Origin of the sequence: Flavobacterium denitrificans DSM 15936 (assembly GCF_000425445.1) — a bacterium.
In the GTDB taxonomy this organism is placed as follows: domain Bacteria; phylum Bacteroidota; class Bacteroidia; order Flavobacteriales; family Flavobacteriaceae; genus Flavobacterium; species Flavobacterium denitrificans.
The window spans coordinates 35,579-52,327 of sequence record NZ_KE384377.1 but is presented as its reverse complement, the minus strand read 5'-3'; the positions used below and the strand labels follow the sequence as shown (position 1 = coordinate 52,327).

Genomic DNA, 16,749 nt, shown 5'->3' with positions numbered 1-16,749 from the left:
CACAGTTCAAAACTGCAAACGGAAACTGAAAACCGTGACTGAAAACTAAAAAAGATGAAATTCATAAAAAGTCTATATCTCAACAACTTCTTTTTCTATGTGCTTGCGGGCATTGTAGGATTATTTGTATGTGCTTTTTTCTTTCCAAATATTTATGATGCAGTTTGGTTTGGGGTTTTGATTTTGGTGACTTTTTTAGGTTTGGACATGCTGCTTTTGTACTTGACCAAAACAGGATTTGAAGCAGACCGCGTCACTCCCGAAAAATTATCAAACGGAGACTTGAATCCGATAAATTTGATTCTGAAAAATCATTATACTTTTCCGGTTTCGGTAAAAATAATTGATGAAATTCCGGTGCAGTTTCAAGTTCGTGATTTTAAAATCATCAAAACTGTAAAAGCGTCTGAGCAAAAAGAAATAGGTTACGATCTACGTCCTACAGAGCGTGGGGAATATTATTTTGGTCATTTGAACATCTATGTTTCATCGCCTTTGCGATTGATTTCTAGACGATTTACTTTTAATAATGAACAAATGGTGCCAACGTATCCTTCTTACATTCAATTAAGAAAATACGATTTATTGGCGTTTTCGAATAATTTATTCCAATACGGAATAAAGAAAATCCGCCGAATTGGCCATACAATGGAATTCGAACAAATCAAAGAATATGTTCAAGGCGACGATTTGCGAACACTGAATTGGAAAGCGACTGCAAAGAAAAATGCTTTGATGGTCAACCAATTTCAGGATGAAAAATCGCAATCGGTTTACATGGTAATTGACAAAGGCCGTGTAATGCAAATGCCTTTTGATGGCTTGAGTTTATTAGATTATGCTATAAATTCAACTTTGGTTTTATCCAATGTGATTTTGAAAAAACAAGATAAAGCCGGACTTTTTTCTTTTTCTAAAAAGGTCGAAAACAGAGTTTTTGCAGAAAAAAGAGGTGCCCAAATGCAAAAGATTCTTGAATCGTTATACAATATCAAAACTGATTTTTTTGAAAGCGATTACAGCCGATTGTATGTTGATATCAAGAAAAACATCAATCAGCGAAGTTTGATTATCCTTTATACAAACTTCGAAACAATGGACGGTTTGAACCGACAATTGCCTTATTTGAAAGGAATTGCAAAAAATCATTTGTTAGTTGTAGTCTTTTTTCAAAACACAGAATTGAATTCGATCATCAACAAAAAAACAGACACAATTCAAGAGGTTTACGACAAAATAATCGCCGAAAAATTCATGTTTGAAAAACGATTAATTGTCAATGAATTAAAGAAATACGGAATTCATTCGGTCTTAACGCAACCTGAGAATCTTACGCTTGACGCAATCAATAAATATTTGGAAATTAAAGCGAGAGGAATTTTGTAAATATGAACAATTTCGCATCTTAAATCAAAAAAAATGAAAAAATTATCTTTACTAATATTCCTTTTTGCAAGCTTTTTAAGTTCTGCCCAAAAAACAGAAAACATTATTATCATCACAACAGACGGATTTAGATGGCAAGAAGTTTTTAAAGGCGTAGATAAGGCAATTGCCAATGATAAAAAATTCAATCAAGGTGACAGTGCTTACATTTATAAAAAATATGTCAACGCTGATTTTAAAATTTCACGCAAAAATATAATGCCTTTTTTCTGGTCGGAAATTGCTTCAAAAGGGCAAATTTATGGCAATCGTGATCTTGGAAACAAGGTTGATGTTGCAAATCCGTATTGGTTCAGTTATCCTGGATATAGTGAAATCATGACCGGAAATGTCGATGTAGCTGTAAATTCAAACGGCTACAAAGCAAATCCGAATGTGAATGTTTTGGAGTTTTTGAACAAACAAGCCAAAATTAAAGGAAAAGTTGCAGCATTTGGTGCATGGGATGCTTTTGACCGAATTTTGAATGAAGAAAGAAGCGGATTTCCAGTAATTTCAGCATTTGACAAAATTGGTGGAAATAAGCCAACTCCATCTCAAAAATTATTAAATGAAATGCGTGACAACTCCTACAAGCCATTTCATGATGATGAATGTCTGGATGTTTTCACACATTATCAAGCCATGGACGAACTTAAAACAAAAAAGCCAAAAGTACTTTATATCGCCTACGGAGAAACGGATGAATGGGCGCACCACGGACAATATCGTTCGTATCTTGACGCAGCAAATCAAGTCGACAAATGGATTCAAGAAATCTGGACTTTTGTTCAAAATGATCCGCAATACAAAAACAAAACGACTTTATTTATCACAGTTGATCACGGTCGCGGTGACAAAAACAAAAAACAATGGACAGATCATGGCTCTGATGTTGAGGGAGCATCTCAAATTTGGTTTGCAGCAATAGGTCCAGAAATTGCTCCAAAAGGCGAAATCAAAACGGAATCACAATTGTATCAAAAACAATTTGCGCAGACTTTAGCAAAAATTCTCGGCTATAATTTCACAACAGACCATCCTGTTACTGAAGAGATAAAAGAAGTTTTTGAGAAATAGTTTTTTTCCGCCACAAATTTCACCAATTCTTCACGAATTAGAATTAGTGTAATTCGTGGCGGAAAAACTTTACCGTTAAACCTACAAGGTTCTAAAAACCTTGCAGGAAGAAAAAAACTCTGTACCTTTGCTCCTTTGCAACTTTGAGCCTTAAAACAAAATGAAACAAATCACTTCAGTTCAAAATCCGTTTATCAAATCTTTGGTTTTACTTCAAGAAAAATCCAAAGCCAGAAAACAAACCGGAACATTTTTAATTGAAGGTTTACGTGAAATTTCATTAGCCATAAAAGGCGGTTACGAAATTGAAACCGTTTTATTTTTACCAGAATTGGTTTCTGAATCAGAGATCAACAAACTGATTTCTGCTCCTTTTCAGATCATCGAAATCAATAAAGAAGTCTATCAAAAACTAGCTTATCGCGATACAACTGAGGGGATTTTGGCTGTCGCCAAAACCAAATCGCTAAAATTATCAGATTTAAAATTATCTGAAAACCCATTAATTCTGGTTGTAGAATCCTTAGAAAAACCAGGAAATATTGGAGCTGTTTTACGTACAGCAGACGCAGCTAAATTAGACGCTGTGTTAATTGCCAATCCAAAAAGCGATCTATACAACCCGAATATTGTCCGTTCTAGCGTTGGTTGCTTATTTACTAACCAAATTGCGACTGGAACAACTACAGAAATCATTTCTTTTTTAAAAGAAAAAAACATCGATTTTTACAGTGCGACGTTGCAAAACTCAACTTCGTATCACACTCAAAACTTCACCACGCCAACCGCTTTGGTTGTTGGAACAGAAGCAACTGGCCTAACGCAAGAATGGCGTGATAATGCTACGCAAAACATTATTATTCCTATGCAAGGCGAAATCGACAGCATGAATGTTTCGGTTGCTGCTGCAATTTTAATTTTTGAGGCGAAACGTCAGAGAGGGTTTTGATATAAGGTTCTAAGGTTTAATTTAAAACTTTTCACTTTTCAATTTTTAATTTTTAATTTTCTTTAGCAAAAAATCTATCCCGAGGCTTCGGGACTGCATTCTAAAATCTAAATTTATTCCCTTGCGTATATTCAAACTAATGCGTATTTTTAGTACTTGAATATGCCGTTATGATAGAAATAGATATTGAGAAAGAAAACAAAGCGATTGCGCAAGAATACAAAGAATTACTTCGAATAAGTTATCAGACTTTAACACCTGCCGATAAAAAATTAATTCGGAAAGCATTTGATGTCGCTGTCGATGCTCACAAAGAACAAAGACGCAAATCTGGCGAAGCGTATATCTTTCATCCTATTGCAGTTGCAAAAATTGTTGCCTCAGAAATTGGTCTGGGCGCGACCTCTATTGCCGCGGCCTTATTGCACGATGTAGTTGAAGATACACCAATGACGGTGCAAGAAATTGAGCGATTATTTAACCCGAAAGTTGCACAACTGGTTGAAGGTTTAACTAAAATTTCATTGGTTCAAAAAGACTTGAATGCTTCAATGCAAGCCGAGAATTTTAGAAAAATGATCCTTACATTGAATGATGACGTGCGTGTGATTTTGATAAAATTGGCCGATCGTCTTCATAATATGCAGACTATGGATTCGATGGCGGAATACAAACAAACCAAAATCGCATCAGAGACACTTTATATTTACGCTCCTCTAGCCCATCGCTTAGGACTTTACAATATCAAAACCAAATTAGAAGATTTAGGATTAAAATATACCGAACCAAATGTTTACAATGACATCGTAAGCAAAATCAGAGAAACTAAGGAAGAACAAGATGCATACATCAAAGACATTTCTGACGTTTTAAAAAAATCCCTTGATGCTGAAAATATCGATTACATCATAAAAGGCCGCCCGAAATCTATTTATTCGATTCGCCGAAAAATGCGTGCGCAAAATGTGAGCTTCGATGAAGTTTACGACAAATTCGCGCTTCGAATTGTTTACAAATCAGATCCACATGATGAAAAATTCATTGCCTGGAAAATTTATTCGATTGTAACCGATCATTATAGACCAAGCCCAAGCCGCTTGCGTGATTGGATTTCATCTCCAAAATCAACTGGTTACGAAGCGCTTCACATCACCGTTATGGGACCAAAAGGACGCTGGGTCGAAGTTCAGGTTCGAAGCGAACGTATGGATGAAATTGCGGAAAAAGGTTATGCAGCGCATTATAAATACAAAAATGGGGCTACTGAAGAAAGCGGACTTGACACTTGGTTGAATTTGCTTCGCGAAGCTTTAGAAAATCCAGAAACAAATGCAGTAGATTTTGTGGAAGATTTCAAGATGAATTTGTATTCAAAAGAAATCTTCGTCTTTACGCCAAAAGGAGAAATAAAATCGCTTCCAAAAGGTGCCACTTCATTGGATTTTGCTTTTAGCATTCACTCTGAAATTGGAATCAAAACCAGAGGAACGCGTGTCAATGGACGATTAGTACCGCTAAATCATGAATTAAAAAGCGGTGATCAGGTTGAAGTAATTACATCGGCAAGCCAAAAACCAACCGTGAACTGGCTTGAATATGTGACTACTTCTCGCGCAAAAAATAAAATCAAAAACGTTCTTAACGAGAATACGAAAAAAATTGGCGAAGAAGGAAAAGAACTTCTTACCAGAAAATTAAAACATTTAAAAGTCACACTAAACGAGCAAGTTACAAACGAGCTGGTTAACTTTTTTAAACTAAAAACAAGTTTAGATTTATTTTACAGAGTTGGAATTGGTGCAATCGAAAATCAGCAATTAAAGGATTATGCGGCACAAAAAAGCAATTCGTTTATAAATTTCTTTAAAAATAAAATCAAAAGAAACAAAGATACTGCAGACGAGGATATTCACAAACCAGTCATCAGCAGCAACTACGACATGCTGGTTTTTGGAACTGAACATGACAAACTTGATTACAAGCTTTCGCAATGCTGTAACCCAATTCCTGGAGATGATGTTTTTGGTTTTGTTACCATAAATGAAGGAATAAAAGTGCACAAAAAAGATTGTCCAAACGCAATTGGGATGCAGTCGAATTATGCTTATAGAATTATGAGCGCCAAATGGATTGATTCATCTCAGGAAGAGTTTAAGGCAATTATCAACATTACCGGAATGGACGTTTTAGGGCTTACCAACCAATTGACAAAAGTAATTTCAAACAATATGAGTGTGAATATTCAGAGTATTTCGTTGAGTACAGATGCTGGAATTTTTCACGGACAAGTTGCGGTAATTGTGAAAAACAATACCATTTTGAAAAAAATGATTAATGCTATCAAAAAAATAGATGGCGTAGATAAAGTTACAAGAGAATATCGAACATAATATTCACGACTAAAGAGTGTATAAAAAATATTTTAACACATAGAAACATAGATTTGGAACACGCAAAAAAGGCGTTTCACTTTTAATAACAAACAGAGACTATGTGTTAGAAACTAATTTCTTTTTGCCTTCTTTTTTAGAACTAAAACCTATGTTTCTATGTGTTTAAAATAATTACGCATAAAGAGAACAAACAAGAACTTAAATATTTTTTTTATGGAAAATGAAAACTTAGAAATTCCTGAAATCCATTTTGATACAAATGGCGAACTTATTATTACAGCTTCTGAATCTTCTTCAAAAGATGATTTTGATTTTTTTCAGGGAAAGTCTTTCATTCAAAATAAAAAACTAAAAAAGCGTTTTGCAAATTGCACCGAATGGATTGAGTTTCCATCAACGCAGGAAATGTATAAAATCCTGAACGGAATTGGCAATATTGATAATTTTCTTGCCACATTTGACGGAGAACCTTTTGAAGGAATGACCGTTCGATTGTTTAATCCAAAAACCAAATTGTGGAGCATATATTGGTCTGACTCCAATACAGGAGTTTTAGACAAACCTGTTGTGGGCTCTTTTGAAAACAATGTCGGCCATTTTTTTTCTAAAGATATTTTTGAAGGAAAAGCTGTTATTCAAGTATTTCGTTGGGATGCTAGAGACCAGAAAAACCCAATATGGAGTCAAGCGATGAGTGATGACAAGGGAAAAACATGGGAATGGAACTGGTATATGTTTATGACAAAAGCCAATTAAACATTTGTTAGTTTTATTGCAAATCAAAATAAATATGTTAATAAACTTTTCGTTCAGGGATAAACAAAATATAATGTAAAACCTTAAAAACAGAAGCGTTGACGCCACTAAATTCTGAATTTGAAAGTTAAACTTTGAACCATAAACTTTTATTCATTAAAATAAAAAATTATCTTTGCCAGATATGACACTTATTTCAACTGACAACACTAAGAATCAAGAAATTGTAAAAAATGTATTTACAATGTATCTTGAGCAAAAAGGGCATCGCAAAACTCCTGAGCGTTATGCTATACTTCAGGAAATTTACGATAGCGAGGAACATTTTGATATTGAAAATCTTTATATCAAGATGAAAAACAAAAACTATCGTGTGAGTAGAGCTACTTTATACAACACGATCGAGTTATTGTTGGACTGCGCTTTGGTTAGAAAGCATCAATTTGGACAAAATCAGGCTTACTACGAAAAATCATATTTTGATAAACAACATGACCATATCATTATGACAGATTCTGGTGAGGTAATCGAATTTTGTGATCCAAGAATTCAAACCATCAAAAAGACAATTGAAGAAATTTTTGATATTGAAATTACAAATCACTCGCTTTATTTCTATGGAAATAAAAAGCAAAACTCAAATTCATAGTCTTTTAAAACAGTAGACTTTCAAAAAAGAAAAAAAGAAAAATTAACTACATAATCAGTAGGACAACTTAGATTGTCCCAACGCAAATTAAAACAGAATGACCGTAGATTTATTACTAGGATTACAATGGGGAGATGAAGGTAAAGGAAAAATTGTAGACGTACTTACCTCAAATTATGATATTATTGCACGTTTTCAAGGAGGCCCAAATGCAGGACATACATTAGAATTTGACGGAATCAAACACGTACTTAGAACCATTCCTTCTGGAATTTTTCATAAAAATTCAGTAAACATCATCGGAAATGGAGTTGTAATCGATCCTGTAGTTTTTCAAAAAGAAATCGAAGGTTTGGAGAAATTCAACCTTGATATCAAAAGCAAATTAATCATTTCCAGAAAAGCACATTTAATTTTGCCAACACACCGTTTGCTTGACGCAGCTTCTGAAGCATCAAAAGGAAAAGCAAAAATTGGTTCTACTCTTAAAGGAATTGGGCCAACTTACATGGACAAAACAGGAAGAAACGGTTTGCGTGTTGGAGATATTGAATTAGAAGATTTCAAAGAGCGTTACAGAGCTTTAGCAGACAAACACGAGGCAATGATTGCTTTTTATGATGTTGCTATTCAATATAATTTAGCTGAACTTGAAAAAGAATTCTTTGAAGCTATCGAAGAATTGAAAAAATTAGATTTCATTGACAGTGAAGAATATATGCACCAAGCTCAAAAAGCGGGTAAATCTATTCTTTGTGAAGGTGCTCAAGGATCTTTATTAGATGTTGATTTCGGAACTTATCCTTTCGTAACTTCATCAAACACTACTGCTGCTGGAGCTTGTACTGGCTTAGGAATTGCTCCAAACAAAATCAAAGAAGTTTACGGAATTTTCAAAGCTTATGTTACACGTGTAGGTAGCGGACCTTTCCCAACGGAACTTTTTGACGAAGTTGGTGCTACAATGGCAAAAGTTGGTAACGAATTTGGATCTGTAACAGGAAGACAAAGACGTTGTGGATGGTTAGATTTAGTAGCTTTAAAATATGCTGTTCAAGTAAATGGAGTTACTCAATTAATGATGATGAAAGGTGACGTACTTTCTGGTTTCGAAACTTTGAAAGTTTGTACTGAATACAATTATAAAGGTCAAAACATTTCTCATTTCCCATACAACATTGAACCAGAAAACGTTACTCCTGTTTACAAAGAGTTTAAAGGATGGAAACAAGATTTAACTGGATTGACAACTTATGATCAATTGCCAAGCGAGCTAAAAGAATATATTGAGTTTATTGAGAAAGAAATCGAAGTACCAATCAAAATTGTATCGGTTGGACCAGATAGAAAGCAAACAATTACAAAATAATACTTTTAAACGCTCTGATAATCAGAGCGTTTTTTTATACAAATTTATTCGCCTTATGAAAAATCCAGAAATTAAAATTACAGAAACTAAGTTATTATCAGACAATTGGTATATTTTAAACAAAGTTACGTTTACGTATCAAAAAGAAAATGCCCCGCTTCAAACCCACACGCGCGAAGTTTATGATCGTGGAAACGGAGCTGGAATTTTATTATATAATTCAACCAAGAAAACAGTTATTTTAACGCGTCAGTTTCGTTTACCAAGTTTCCTTAACGGAAATAAATCCGGAATGATGATTGAAGTTTGTGCTGGACTTTTGGACAAAGACAATCCGGAACAAGCCATTATTCGTGAAACCGAAGAAGAAACTGGTTATCGTATCAGCAAAATTCAAAAAGTTTTTGAAACTTATATGTCGCCAGGCGCTGTAACTGAGATTTTATATCTTTTTGTTGGAGAATACGACGAAAGCATGAAAGTAAGCGAAGGTGGCGGACTTGATACAGAACAAGAAAATATTGAGGTTTTAGAATATACTTTTGAAGAAGCATATGCGATGATCGAATCTGGCGAAATTGTCGATGCTAAGACTATTATTTTGTTGCAACATGCAAAAATAAAAGGGCTTATTTAAATTTCAAACGTCGAATTTGCTTTTTATAGCTGCAAAGTAGACCTGATAGGTTTTAAAAACTTGTCAGGTCTACTGATATATATCAAAATGTAAATCCCGAAACCAATTCAAAAAATTGTGTAACGCCTTTGACCTATCCTATTTATAACTTTACTTTCATAAAAATACGTGCTATGAAAAAGTTATATTACTCCGCAAATGCCCTATTGATATTGATGTTGGTTGTACTAGGTTCTTGCAAGAAAAGCGAAACCGTACATTTATCTGAAAATAAAAAAGAAAGAAAAGTTATTGAATATAAAAAACCGGCTTCTGCTATTTCATATCAAGTTCAAAATACAAAAGAATGGCTAAAAATGAACGAAGCCGACAGCAGTAAAATGGGTCTTGTTTATGCTTTAAACAGAACGGATAAAGCGAATTTCAAGAAACTGGATTCGGTTGTAATTCCAGCCGATTTTAGTGGTGATTTGGTTTATTATATGCCGTTTCCGTTACATGTTTCTGCTTTAGAAGAGGTTTCAAAAATTATCATATTCTCCTATCCTACTCAAACTTTTGGTGCTTATGAAAACGGCGAATTAGTTCGTACAGGCCCAACAAATATGGGAAGAAAAAAAGATCCTACACCAACAGGATTGTTTTTTACCAATTGGAAAGCCGAACAAACAACCAGTACTTTTAACGACGAGTGGGATTTAAAATGGAATTTCAACATCGAAAATAAACTTGGAGTTGGTTTTCATGAATATGAATTACCAGGATATCCGGCTTCGCATTCTTGTTTAAGACTTCAAGAAAAAGATGCTAAATATCTTTACAAATTTGCAGACGAATGGATCTTAAAAGACAAAGAAAATGTAAAAGTAAAAGGAACTCCAGTTGTGGTTTTTGGTAGTTATAATTTTGATGACCCAAAACCTTGGCTTCAATTAGCTTCTGATGCAAAAGCTTTAAATATTTCAGAATCAGAAATTGAAAACCAGACCAAACCATTTCTACAAGAAATATTAGAAAATCAAAAACTGAGAGAAGCACAACAAACCGAAACGCTTTAAAAATATATTTCTCTTACAGAAAAGGTCGCAAATTTTGCGACCTTTTTTATTTTAAGTGCATTCTTTTCTGAATTACTTCGTTTTTTTTCAAGAAGTTTTTCTATATAAATGAATAAACATTCATTTATTATTCTATCTTTGCTCGAATTATGTCAGCTTGACAATATTCAAGCAAATATTTCAAACGAATCAAATTCTTTACATAAAAATGAAAGCTTCACTTATCGAAAATAAAAAAATTGCCATTATTGGCGGTGGTCCGGTTGGACTTACAACAGCTCGAATCTTAGAGCTAAATGGTGCTGATGTCACGGTTTACGAAAGAGATGTTAATGCTCAAGCTAGAACTTCTGGAGGAACACTTGACATACATTCAGGTTCTGGTCAATATGCAATTCAAAAAGCTGGGCTTATGGAAGATTTTTATAAATACGCACGCCCGACTGGTGAGAAAATGGCAGATATGAACGGAAATATCACTTCTGACGAAATGCCAGACGAAACCAATGCGTATTCACGACCCGAAATCGACCGTAATGATCTTCGTAAAATCATGCTCGAAAATCTTGAAGAAAATACTGTTGTTTGGGACAGTCAGTTGACAAATCTAGGAAAAACAGAAAACCAATACATTTTAGAATTCAAAAACGGTAAAACTGCAACAGCAGATTTTGTTATTGTTGCAAACGGCGGAAGATCAAATGCTCGAAAATTTGTGAGTGATCAGGAACCTCAACTTTCAGGAACTTATATTATTCAGGGCGAAATTGTAAATCCAGACCACGATTTCCCAGAATTCAAACCTAAATATGGAAACGGAAATGTTATGGCAATGGGAGAACAAAAAATGTTTTACACACATACAATGGGAGACGGTTCAGTACATTTTGGGGTTTCTTTCAAAGCTGATGAAAATTGGATTCTGAATAACGGAATCAATTTTGAAGATGACAAAGCCGTGATTTCTTTTTTAAACGAAAAATTTAAAAATTGGAGCGATGATTATAAAAAATTCTTTGCGGTTTCGACTGAATTTTCGGGTTTACCTTTAAGATTATTTTCTTTAGAAGAATCTTGGAAATCGCATTCAAATATTACATTAGTTGGAGATGCCGCACATTTAATGCCTCCGTTTGCTGGCGAAGGCGTGAACATGGGATTATACGATGCTTTTCATTTAACAGAAAATCTTACCAATGGAAAGTTTGAAACAATTGATGATGCAATTGCTGATTACGAACAAAAAATGTTTGGCTATGCCTTAGAAGCACAAAGAATGACTAAAAAAATGGAAGATTTATTACATTCTGATATTTCTGCTGAAGATATTTTGAATAGCCGATTTTAATAAAAATCTCATAGTTTAGTCACAAATTAGATTAAACCCCAGAGGGGTAAAATATTTATAGAATTTCAATAAAAAAAATAAAACAAAGCTCCAGCGGAGCGACATAATATATTTAGAAAATATGTCGCTCCGCCGGAGGTTTATATTACAAAAGCTAAATTTTTTCTATACACATTTTGCTTCTCCGAAGCTTACAAAAAAAAAGAGCCCTCTTTTTGAGACAGCTCTTTTTGCTATAGTGAAAACTAAAAATTATCTAGAATAATTTGGAGCTTCTTTTGTAATAGTTACGTTATGCGGGTGGCTTTCAGTGATTCCGCTTGAAGTGATTCTCACAAAACGTCCTGTTTCTTGCAAAGTAGGAATATCTTTTGATCCGCAGTAACCCATTCCAGCACGAAGACCTCCGATAAATTGAAGCATACTTTCGTTCAATTCGCCTTTGTAAGGAACACGTCCAACGATTCCTTCTGGAACTAATTTTTTAACATCGTCTTCAACATCTTGGAAATAACGATCTTTTGATCCTGTTTGCATTGCTTCAACAGATCCCATTCCGCGGTAAGATTTGAATTTTCTTCCTTCAAAAATGATAGTTTCTCCTGGAGATTCTTTTGTTCCTGCTAATAATGAACCCAACATTACACAGTCAGCACCTGCAGCGATTGCTTTAGGGATATCTCCTGTATAACGAATTCCACCATCTGCAATAACGGGAACTCCAGTTCCTTTAATTGCGGCAGCTACTTCTAAAACTGCTGAAAATTGAGGAAAACCAACACCAGCAACGATACGAGTTGTACAGATAGAACCAGGTCCGATTCCGACTTTTACACCATCAGCACCATTTTCTACTAAATATTTAGCCGCTTCTGGAGTCGCAATGTTTCCAACAATTACATCGATTTGAGGGAATTTTGATTTTACTTCTTTCAATACATTTACCACGCCTTCTGTATGTCCGTGAGCTGTATCGATAATAATTGCATCTACACCAGCAGCAACCAAAGCTTCAGCTCTTTGAACTGCATCTCCAGTAACTCCAATTGCAGCAGCAACTCTCAAACGACCAAAAGAATCTTTGTTAGCGATTGGTTTTTGAGTCAATTTTGTAATATCTCTAAAGGTAATTAAACCTACTAATTCGTTTTTAGCATTTACAACAGGTAATTTCTCAATTTTATGTCCTTGTAAAACAACTTCTGCTTGTTCAAGCGAAGTTCCTTCGGCAACTGTAACAAGATTTTTGCTTGTCATTACCTCAGCAATTGGTCTTGTTCCATTTTTTTCGAAACGCAAGTCGCGATTAGTTACAATTCCCTTTAAGATTTTGTTTTCGTCAACGATTGGAATACCACCGATTCCGAATTCTTTCATTGCATTTTTTGCATCTGCAATAGTAGAAGTCATTGGCAATGTCACTGGATCGATAATCATTCCAGCTTCAGCGCGTTTCACTTTTCGAACTTTTCCTGCTTGTTGTTCGATAGTCATATTTTTATGTAAAACACCAATTCCTCCTTCTTGCGCCATAGCAATTGCCATTGCACTTTCAGTTACTGTATCCATAGCTGCAGATACAATTGGAACGTTTAATGTGATGTTTCTTGAGAATTTTGATTTAATGCTCACTTCGCGAGGAAGCACATTCGAGTAGTTAGGTACTAATAATACATCGTCGTAAGTTAAACCTTCGCCGATAATCTTGGAGTTGTGTGCTATCATGGTGCAATTTCTAGTTGAATTGCGTGCAAATATAGTGAATAAATTGCTAACTTGAATACTAAGTAATTCATAAAATTGCTTTTACACGAATCACCTTACAAAACCGAATAGCCTAGCCCAGATGGAAATGGAAAGCCACGAAAAGCCAAAAAACATTTTTTTCTAGTTTAAAAAAGCGACCAACGGAAGCTCTTTTTAAACTTTGAAAAAAAGTTTTTTTGGCTCGAGTGCTTGAAATGTACAGCTGGAAATAGCTCTTAATGATTATTCTGAAAATAAATCTAATCTTCTGAATCTTGAAAAACGAAATTTATACCGAGTTGAAATGCCGCACTGCTTGCTTTTGAAATATCTTTATATTCTAAAACATTATTTACTAACGCATAAATATTAAGTTTCCAAATTGTTCCCGAAAGCCCGAGACCAATATTGGTGCTGGAAAATGTATCGACTGTGTAAGTCGCTTTTAGATCTAATTTTTCAAAAATATTTCGTTTATAAAAAGCGGTTACAGCAACGAGCGGTTCTCTAGGAGCTGTCATAGCAAAAAACTGAAGTCCGGCGGCATTCCGATATCTTTCCTTTACTTGTTCTTTGCAATTGCAATCATCATTTGAACGATGTTTCCCAAATGCATATTCTACTGAAGTATATATTTTTGTAGGTCGCCAAGTGGTGTACTTATTGTATAATGTGTCTCGCGGAATTGCTTTCTTAAATTCATCAAAAACATTTTCTGGATCATCTGGATTTGTAAAATCTGGATTTGCTCCTTGATATTGATAAGTGCCTTTATAAGTAAGTGTTTCAATATCTTTGGACTGATTTACAAATCCGAGATCAACAATACTTGCTGTAACCTGAAGATTTTCTTTTAAATAATATGTTACTCCAGCATCTAATCCCAAACCTAAACTTCCGTTGAAAAAGGTATTATTTGCAATGTCGCGTGCTATATTACCATCGTATTCATCTTTTGTAAAAGTCGAAAGTCCGGAAGTTTTTAGCTCTAAATTAGACGAAATAATTTGGGTATATAGATTTGGAGTTCCTAGTTCTTGTACGGTGTAAATAGAACCTGAATTATGAACAGAAGTTGCATTTGCACCACTGGAATAAATTTTGGCACGTGCGCCGAGCACTAATTTGTCATTCATTTTTTTATGAAAACCGACATGAAAAACAGAAAGAACCTCAGCTTTAACATTAAGATCTCCTAGATTAAAAACTTTCCCCATGTAATCCTTATTTCCATCTAAAGCCAATATTGCCAAGTCTTTCGGCATGTACATAAAAAAATCAAATTCCTGATAGACACCAAAAGAAATATACGATCGGCTTTCTCTTCCTCCTACCCTAAAACCTCCTGAGAATATTTCCAATTGCTGATTCGTAACTACTTTATCATTTCGAGAAGATTTATTTACAATGCTCCTAACTTTATCATTAAAATCAACACCATTGTCTGCAAATAAATCATAAACAGAAAAACTGCTCGATCCTAAATTAGCCGAAACACCGGACAATACAGGAAATCCGAAGTAATATTTATAAGAAACATCAGCACCGGGATTTACCAATGAAGATTGCGGAATTGACGTAAAGTTGTATAACACTTCCTTATTTTGAGAAAAACAAGAAAGCTGCAAGAAAAGTGCTAGAATTAGATATTTCTCTCTCATTCTACTTCGATTTCAAAATATGTTGTGGCACTTGATCGTAGCTTTATATTTCCTAAACTGTTTTCATCAAGCGGGACTCCAGAGCTCATTAGGACAACAAAACCTATTTTTTCAGTTTGCTTTAAAAGCTCCAATCTTTGATTTTCAAAAACTTCAGTTGGATATTTAATACTATTTGGAGTTCCCTTATAAGCTGGCACTGCATAAGATGAAGTCGTAAGAATTTCATTTTTTGAATTAAGAAGCAACATGTTTATTACAAAACCGCGTTCGATATTGTTTTCAATTTCTACATCAAATGCAGCTTTTGTCAAATAGTCTCTGAGAAATTGTTTTTTGAAAACATCAAAATTACTGGAATCATAAGCAATCTGGGTTCCTCCGTCGGCAATTAGCTCATTTGCTGGAATATCAAAATAAGCGAGATTGGCAACATATACTGGTTCTAGTTTTAAATCATGTACCTGATCAAAATCTAGATCACTTGAGCACGATAAAAACAAAATCGTTACTGCAAAAACCCTTACTATACTATTGATGCAATTCAATTTCATGATTGAAAGAATTTAAAATAATAGTAACAACTGGGGACTGTTGCTTTTATTGCTTTGATAAGTAAATATAAGATTTTTTTTAATGAAACTTACCAAATAATTTTGAAGCCTCATTATAAGCGCTTTCAAAACTCAACGAATTTAAGCCTGTAATTTTCTTATTTGCGGTAAAATACGAAACTAATTTTTCTGTAGGCATGTTTCCTGTCAGTTTATCAGTTGCCATCGGACAGCCTCCAAAACCTTGAATTGCGCCATCAAAACGTGTACAGCCCGCTTTTGCCGCCGCATCAATTTTTTCGAACCAACTGTCTGGAGTGGTATGCAAATGTGCTCCAAATTCAATATGTGGATATTTAGGAATTAAATTTGAAAATAAATAGGTAATGACATCTGGCGTTGAACTTCCTACGGTATCGGAAAGTGAAAGAATTTTTACGCCCATTCCAGCTAATTTTTCAGTCCATTCACCTACTATTTCAACATTCCAAGGATCTCCGTAAGGATTTCCAAAACCCATTGAGAGATACGTTACCACTTCTTTATTCTTTTTATCACCAATTTCAAGAATTTCTTCTAAAGTGATCAAGGATTCAGCAATCGTTTTATGAGTATTACGCATCTGAAAATTCTCCGAAATAGAAAAAGGAAACCCCAAATATTGAATTGACTCAAATTCTGATGCTAAAGCTGCTCCTTGCGTATTAGCAATGATAGAAAGCAATTTACTTGAAGTCTGCGAAAGATCTAGTTGCGCTAAAACTTCGGCTGTATCCTGCATTTGCGGAATTGCTTTTGGAGAAACAAAACTTCCAAAATCAATAGTATCAAAACCTACTCGAAGCAATGCCTGAATATAAGTAACCTTATTTTTTGTTGGAATAAAGTCCTTGATGCCTTGCATTGCATCTCGCGGACATTCGATAATCTTGATTTCTTTATTCAAAACTTTTTCTTTTGTAAAGGCTAAGTTAGTTTCTTTTTTAAAGAAATAAAAATTATGTCTTTCTGTTTTTTTTAAAACCATATAAGGAATATAAGCTCATTTAAACCGAACTCGAAAAAGCGAAGGTTACTTTTTTTTTTCAGAAAACACATTGGTCAATCTGTTAAAGCAAAATTTT

General features: G+C 34.4%; 14 protein-coding genes. 10 read left to right on the top strand and 4 right to left on the bottom strand.

All coding sequences use genetic code 11. The annotated features are described in order from the left end of the window. The first annotated feature begins 54 nt into the window (after positions 1–54). The 10 genes from H600_RS0112005 to H600_RS0111960 all read left to right on the top strand — a co-directional run bounded on the left by H600_RS0112005 (position 55) and on the right by H600_RS0111960 (position 11,664). Entirely contained in the window at positions 55–1,386 is a 1,332-nt protein-coding gene (locus tag H600_RS0112005; RefSeq protein WP_026729007.1) for a DUF58 domain-containing protein, read from the top strand. 33 nt (positions 1,387–1,419) lie between these two features. Then, the gene (locus tag H600_RS0112000) at positions 1,420–2,505 is read left to right on the top strand and encodes an alkaline phosphatase family protein (protein ID WP_026729006.1); all 1,086 of its coding nucleotides are present in this window, start codon (positions 1,420–1,422) and stop codon (positions 2,503–2,505) included. 160 nt (positions 2,506–2,665) lie between these two features. After that, positions 2,666–3,454 carry a TrmH family RNA methyltransferase gene (locus H600_RS0111995; protein WP_026729005.1) on the top strand — a complete coding sequence of 263 codons (789 nt, stop codon included), beginning with the start codon at positions 2,666–2,668 and terminating at the stop codon, positions 3,452–3,454. Positions 3,455–3,624: 170 nt separating this feature from the next. Then, positions 3,625–5,844, top strand: a complete 2,220-nt coding sequence (locus H600_RS0111990; protein WP_026729004.1) for a RelA/SpoT family protein — start codon at positions 3,625–3,627, stop codon at positions 5,842–5,844. A 216-nt stretch (positions 5,845–6,060) separates the two neighbouring features. After that, positions 6,061–6,603, top strand: a complete 543-nt coding sequence (locus tag H600_RS22725; RefSeq protein ID WP_026729003.1) for a hypothetical protein — start codon at positions 6,061–6,063, stop codon at positions 6,601–6,603. A 184-nt stretch (positions 6,604–6,787) separates the two neighbouring features. Then, positions 6,788–7,252 (top strand): Fur family transcriptional regulator, encoded by a 465-nt coding sequence (locus tag H600_RS0111980; protein ID WP_026729002.1) that lies wholly within the window; start codon positions 6,788–6,790, stop codon positions 7,250–7,252. Positions 7,253–7,349: 97 nt separating this feature from the next. After that, positions 7,350–8,621, top strand: a complete 1,272-nt coding sequence (locus tag H600_RS0111975) for an adenylosuccinate synthase (RefSeq protein WP_026729001.1) — start codon at positions 7,350–7,352, stop codon at positions 8,619–8,621. Between the two features lie 55 nt (positions 8,622–8,676). Next, the gene (locus tag H600_RS0111970; RefSeq protein ID WP_026729000.1) at positions 8,677–9,258 is read left to right on the top strand and encodes an NUDIX domain-containing protein; all 582 of its coding nucleotides are present in this window, start codon (positions 8,677–8,679) and stop codon (positions 9,256–9,258) included. A 173-nt stretch (positions 9,259–9,431) separates the two neighbouring features. After that, entirely contained in the window at positions 9,432–10,316 is an 885-nt protein-coding gene (locus tag H600_RS0111965) for a L,D-transpeptidase (RefSeq protein ID WP_026728999.1), read from the top strand. A gap of 208 nt (positions 10,317–10,524) precedes the next feature. Beyond that, positions 10,525–11,664 (top strand): FAD-dependent oxidoreductase, encoded by a 1,140-nt coding sequence (locus tag H600_RS0111960; RefSeq protein WP_026728998.1) that lies wholly within the window; start codon positions 10,525–10,527, stop codon positions 11,662–11,664. A gap of 252 nt (positions 11,665–11,916) precedes the next feature. Here the strand turns inward: H600_RS0111960 and guaB are convergent, their stop codons facing one another. From guaB to H600_RS0111940, 4 genes are all read right to left on the bottom strand, one after another. Further along, complete coding sequence (guaB, locus tag H600_RS0111955) at positions 11,917–13,389, bottom strand: IMP dehydrogenase (protein ID WP_026728997.1); 1,473 nt, start codon at positions 13,387–13,389, stop codon at positions 11,917–11,919. Between the two features lie 281 nt (positions 13,390–13,670). Continuing rightward, on the bottom strand, positions 13,671–15,071 hold the full coding sequence (locus tag H600_RS0111950) for a DUF5723 family protein (RefSeq protein WP_026728996.1): 1,401 nt from the start codon (positions 15,069–15,071) through the stop codon (positions 13,671–13,673). Then, positions 15,068–15,625, bottom strand: coding sequence for a hypothetical protein (locus H600_RS0111945; RefSeq protein WP_026728995.1), 558 nt, complete (start codon positions 15,623–15,625; stop codon positions 15,068–15,070). Before H600_RS0111945 ends, H600_RS0111950 begins: the two co-directional genes overlap by 4 nt. Before the next feature lie 79 nt (positions 15,626–15,704). Further along, complete coding sequence (locus H600_RS0111940; protein WP_026728994.1) at positions 15,705–16,571, bottom strand: beta/alpha barrel domain-containing protein; 867 nt, start codon at positions 16,569–16,571, stop codon at positions 15,705–15,707. Positions 16,572–16,749: the final 178 nt, after the last annotated feature.

Coding starts and splice junctions, on each gene's coding strand:
- H600_RS0111980 (WP_026729002.1), top strand. CDS start 6,788: ATGACACTTATTTCAACTGACAACACTAAGAATCAAGAAATTGTAAAA.
- H600_RS0111990 (WP_026729004.1), top strand. CDS start 3,625: ATGATAGAAATAGATATTGAGAAAGAAAACAAAGCGATTGCGCAAGAA.
- H600_RS0111960 (WP_026728998.1), top strand. CDS start 10,525: ATGAAAGCTTCACTTATCGAAAATAAAAAAATTGCCATTATTGGCGGT.
- H600_RS0112005 (WP_026729007.1), top strand. CDS start 55: ATGAAATTCATAAAAAGTCTATATCTCAACAACTTCTTTTTCTATGTG.
- H600_RS0111970 (WP_026729000.1), top strand. CDS start 8,677: ATGAAAAATCCAGAAATTAAAATTACAGAAACTAAGTTATTATCAGAC.
- H600_RS0111950 (WP_026728996.1), bottom strand. CDS start 15,071: ATGAGAGAGAAATATCTAATTCTAGCACTTTTCTTGCAGCTTTCTTGT.
- guaB (WP_026728997.1), bottom strand. CDS start 13,389: ATGATAGCACACAACTCCAAGATTATCGGCGAAGGTTTAACTTACGAC.
- H600_RS0112000 (WP_026729006.1), top strand. CDS start 1,420: ATGAAAAAATTATCTTTACTAATATTCCTTTTTGCAAGCTTTTTAAGT.
- H600_RS0111945 (WP_026728995.1), bottom strand. CDS start 15,625: ATGAAATTGAATTGCATCAATAGTATAGTAAGGGTTTTTGCAGTAACG.
- H600_RS0111975 (WP_026729001.1), top strand. CDS start 7,350: ATGACCGTAGATTTATTACTAGGATTACAATGGGGAGATGAAGGTAAA.
- H600_RS0111995 (WP_026729005.1), top strand. CDS start 2,666: ATGAAACAAATCACTTCAGTTCAAAATCCGTTTATCAAATCTTTGGTT.
- H600_RS0111965 (WP_026728999.1), top strand. CDS start 9,432: ATGAAAAAGTTATATTACTCCGCAAATGCCCTATTGATATTGATGTTG.
- H600_RS22725 (WP_026729003.1), top strand. CDS start 6,061: ATGGAAAATGAAAACTTAGAAATTCCTGAAATCCATTTTGATACAAAT.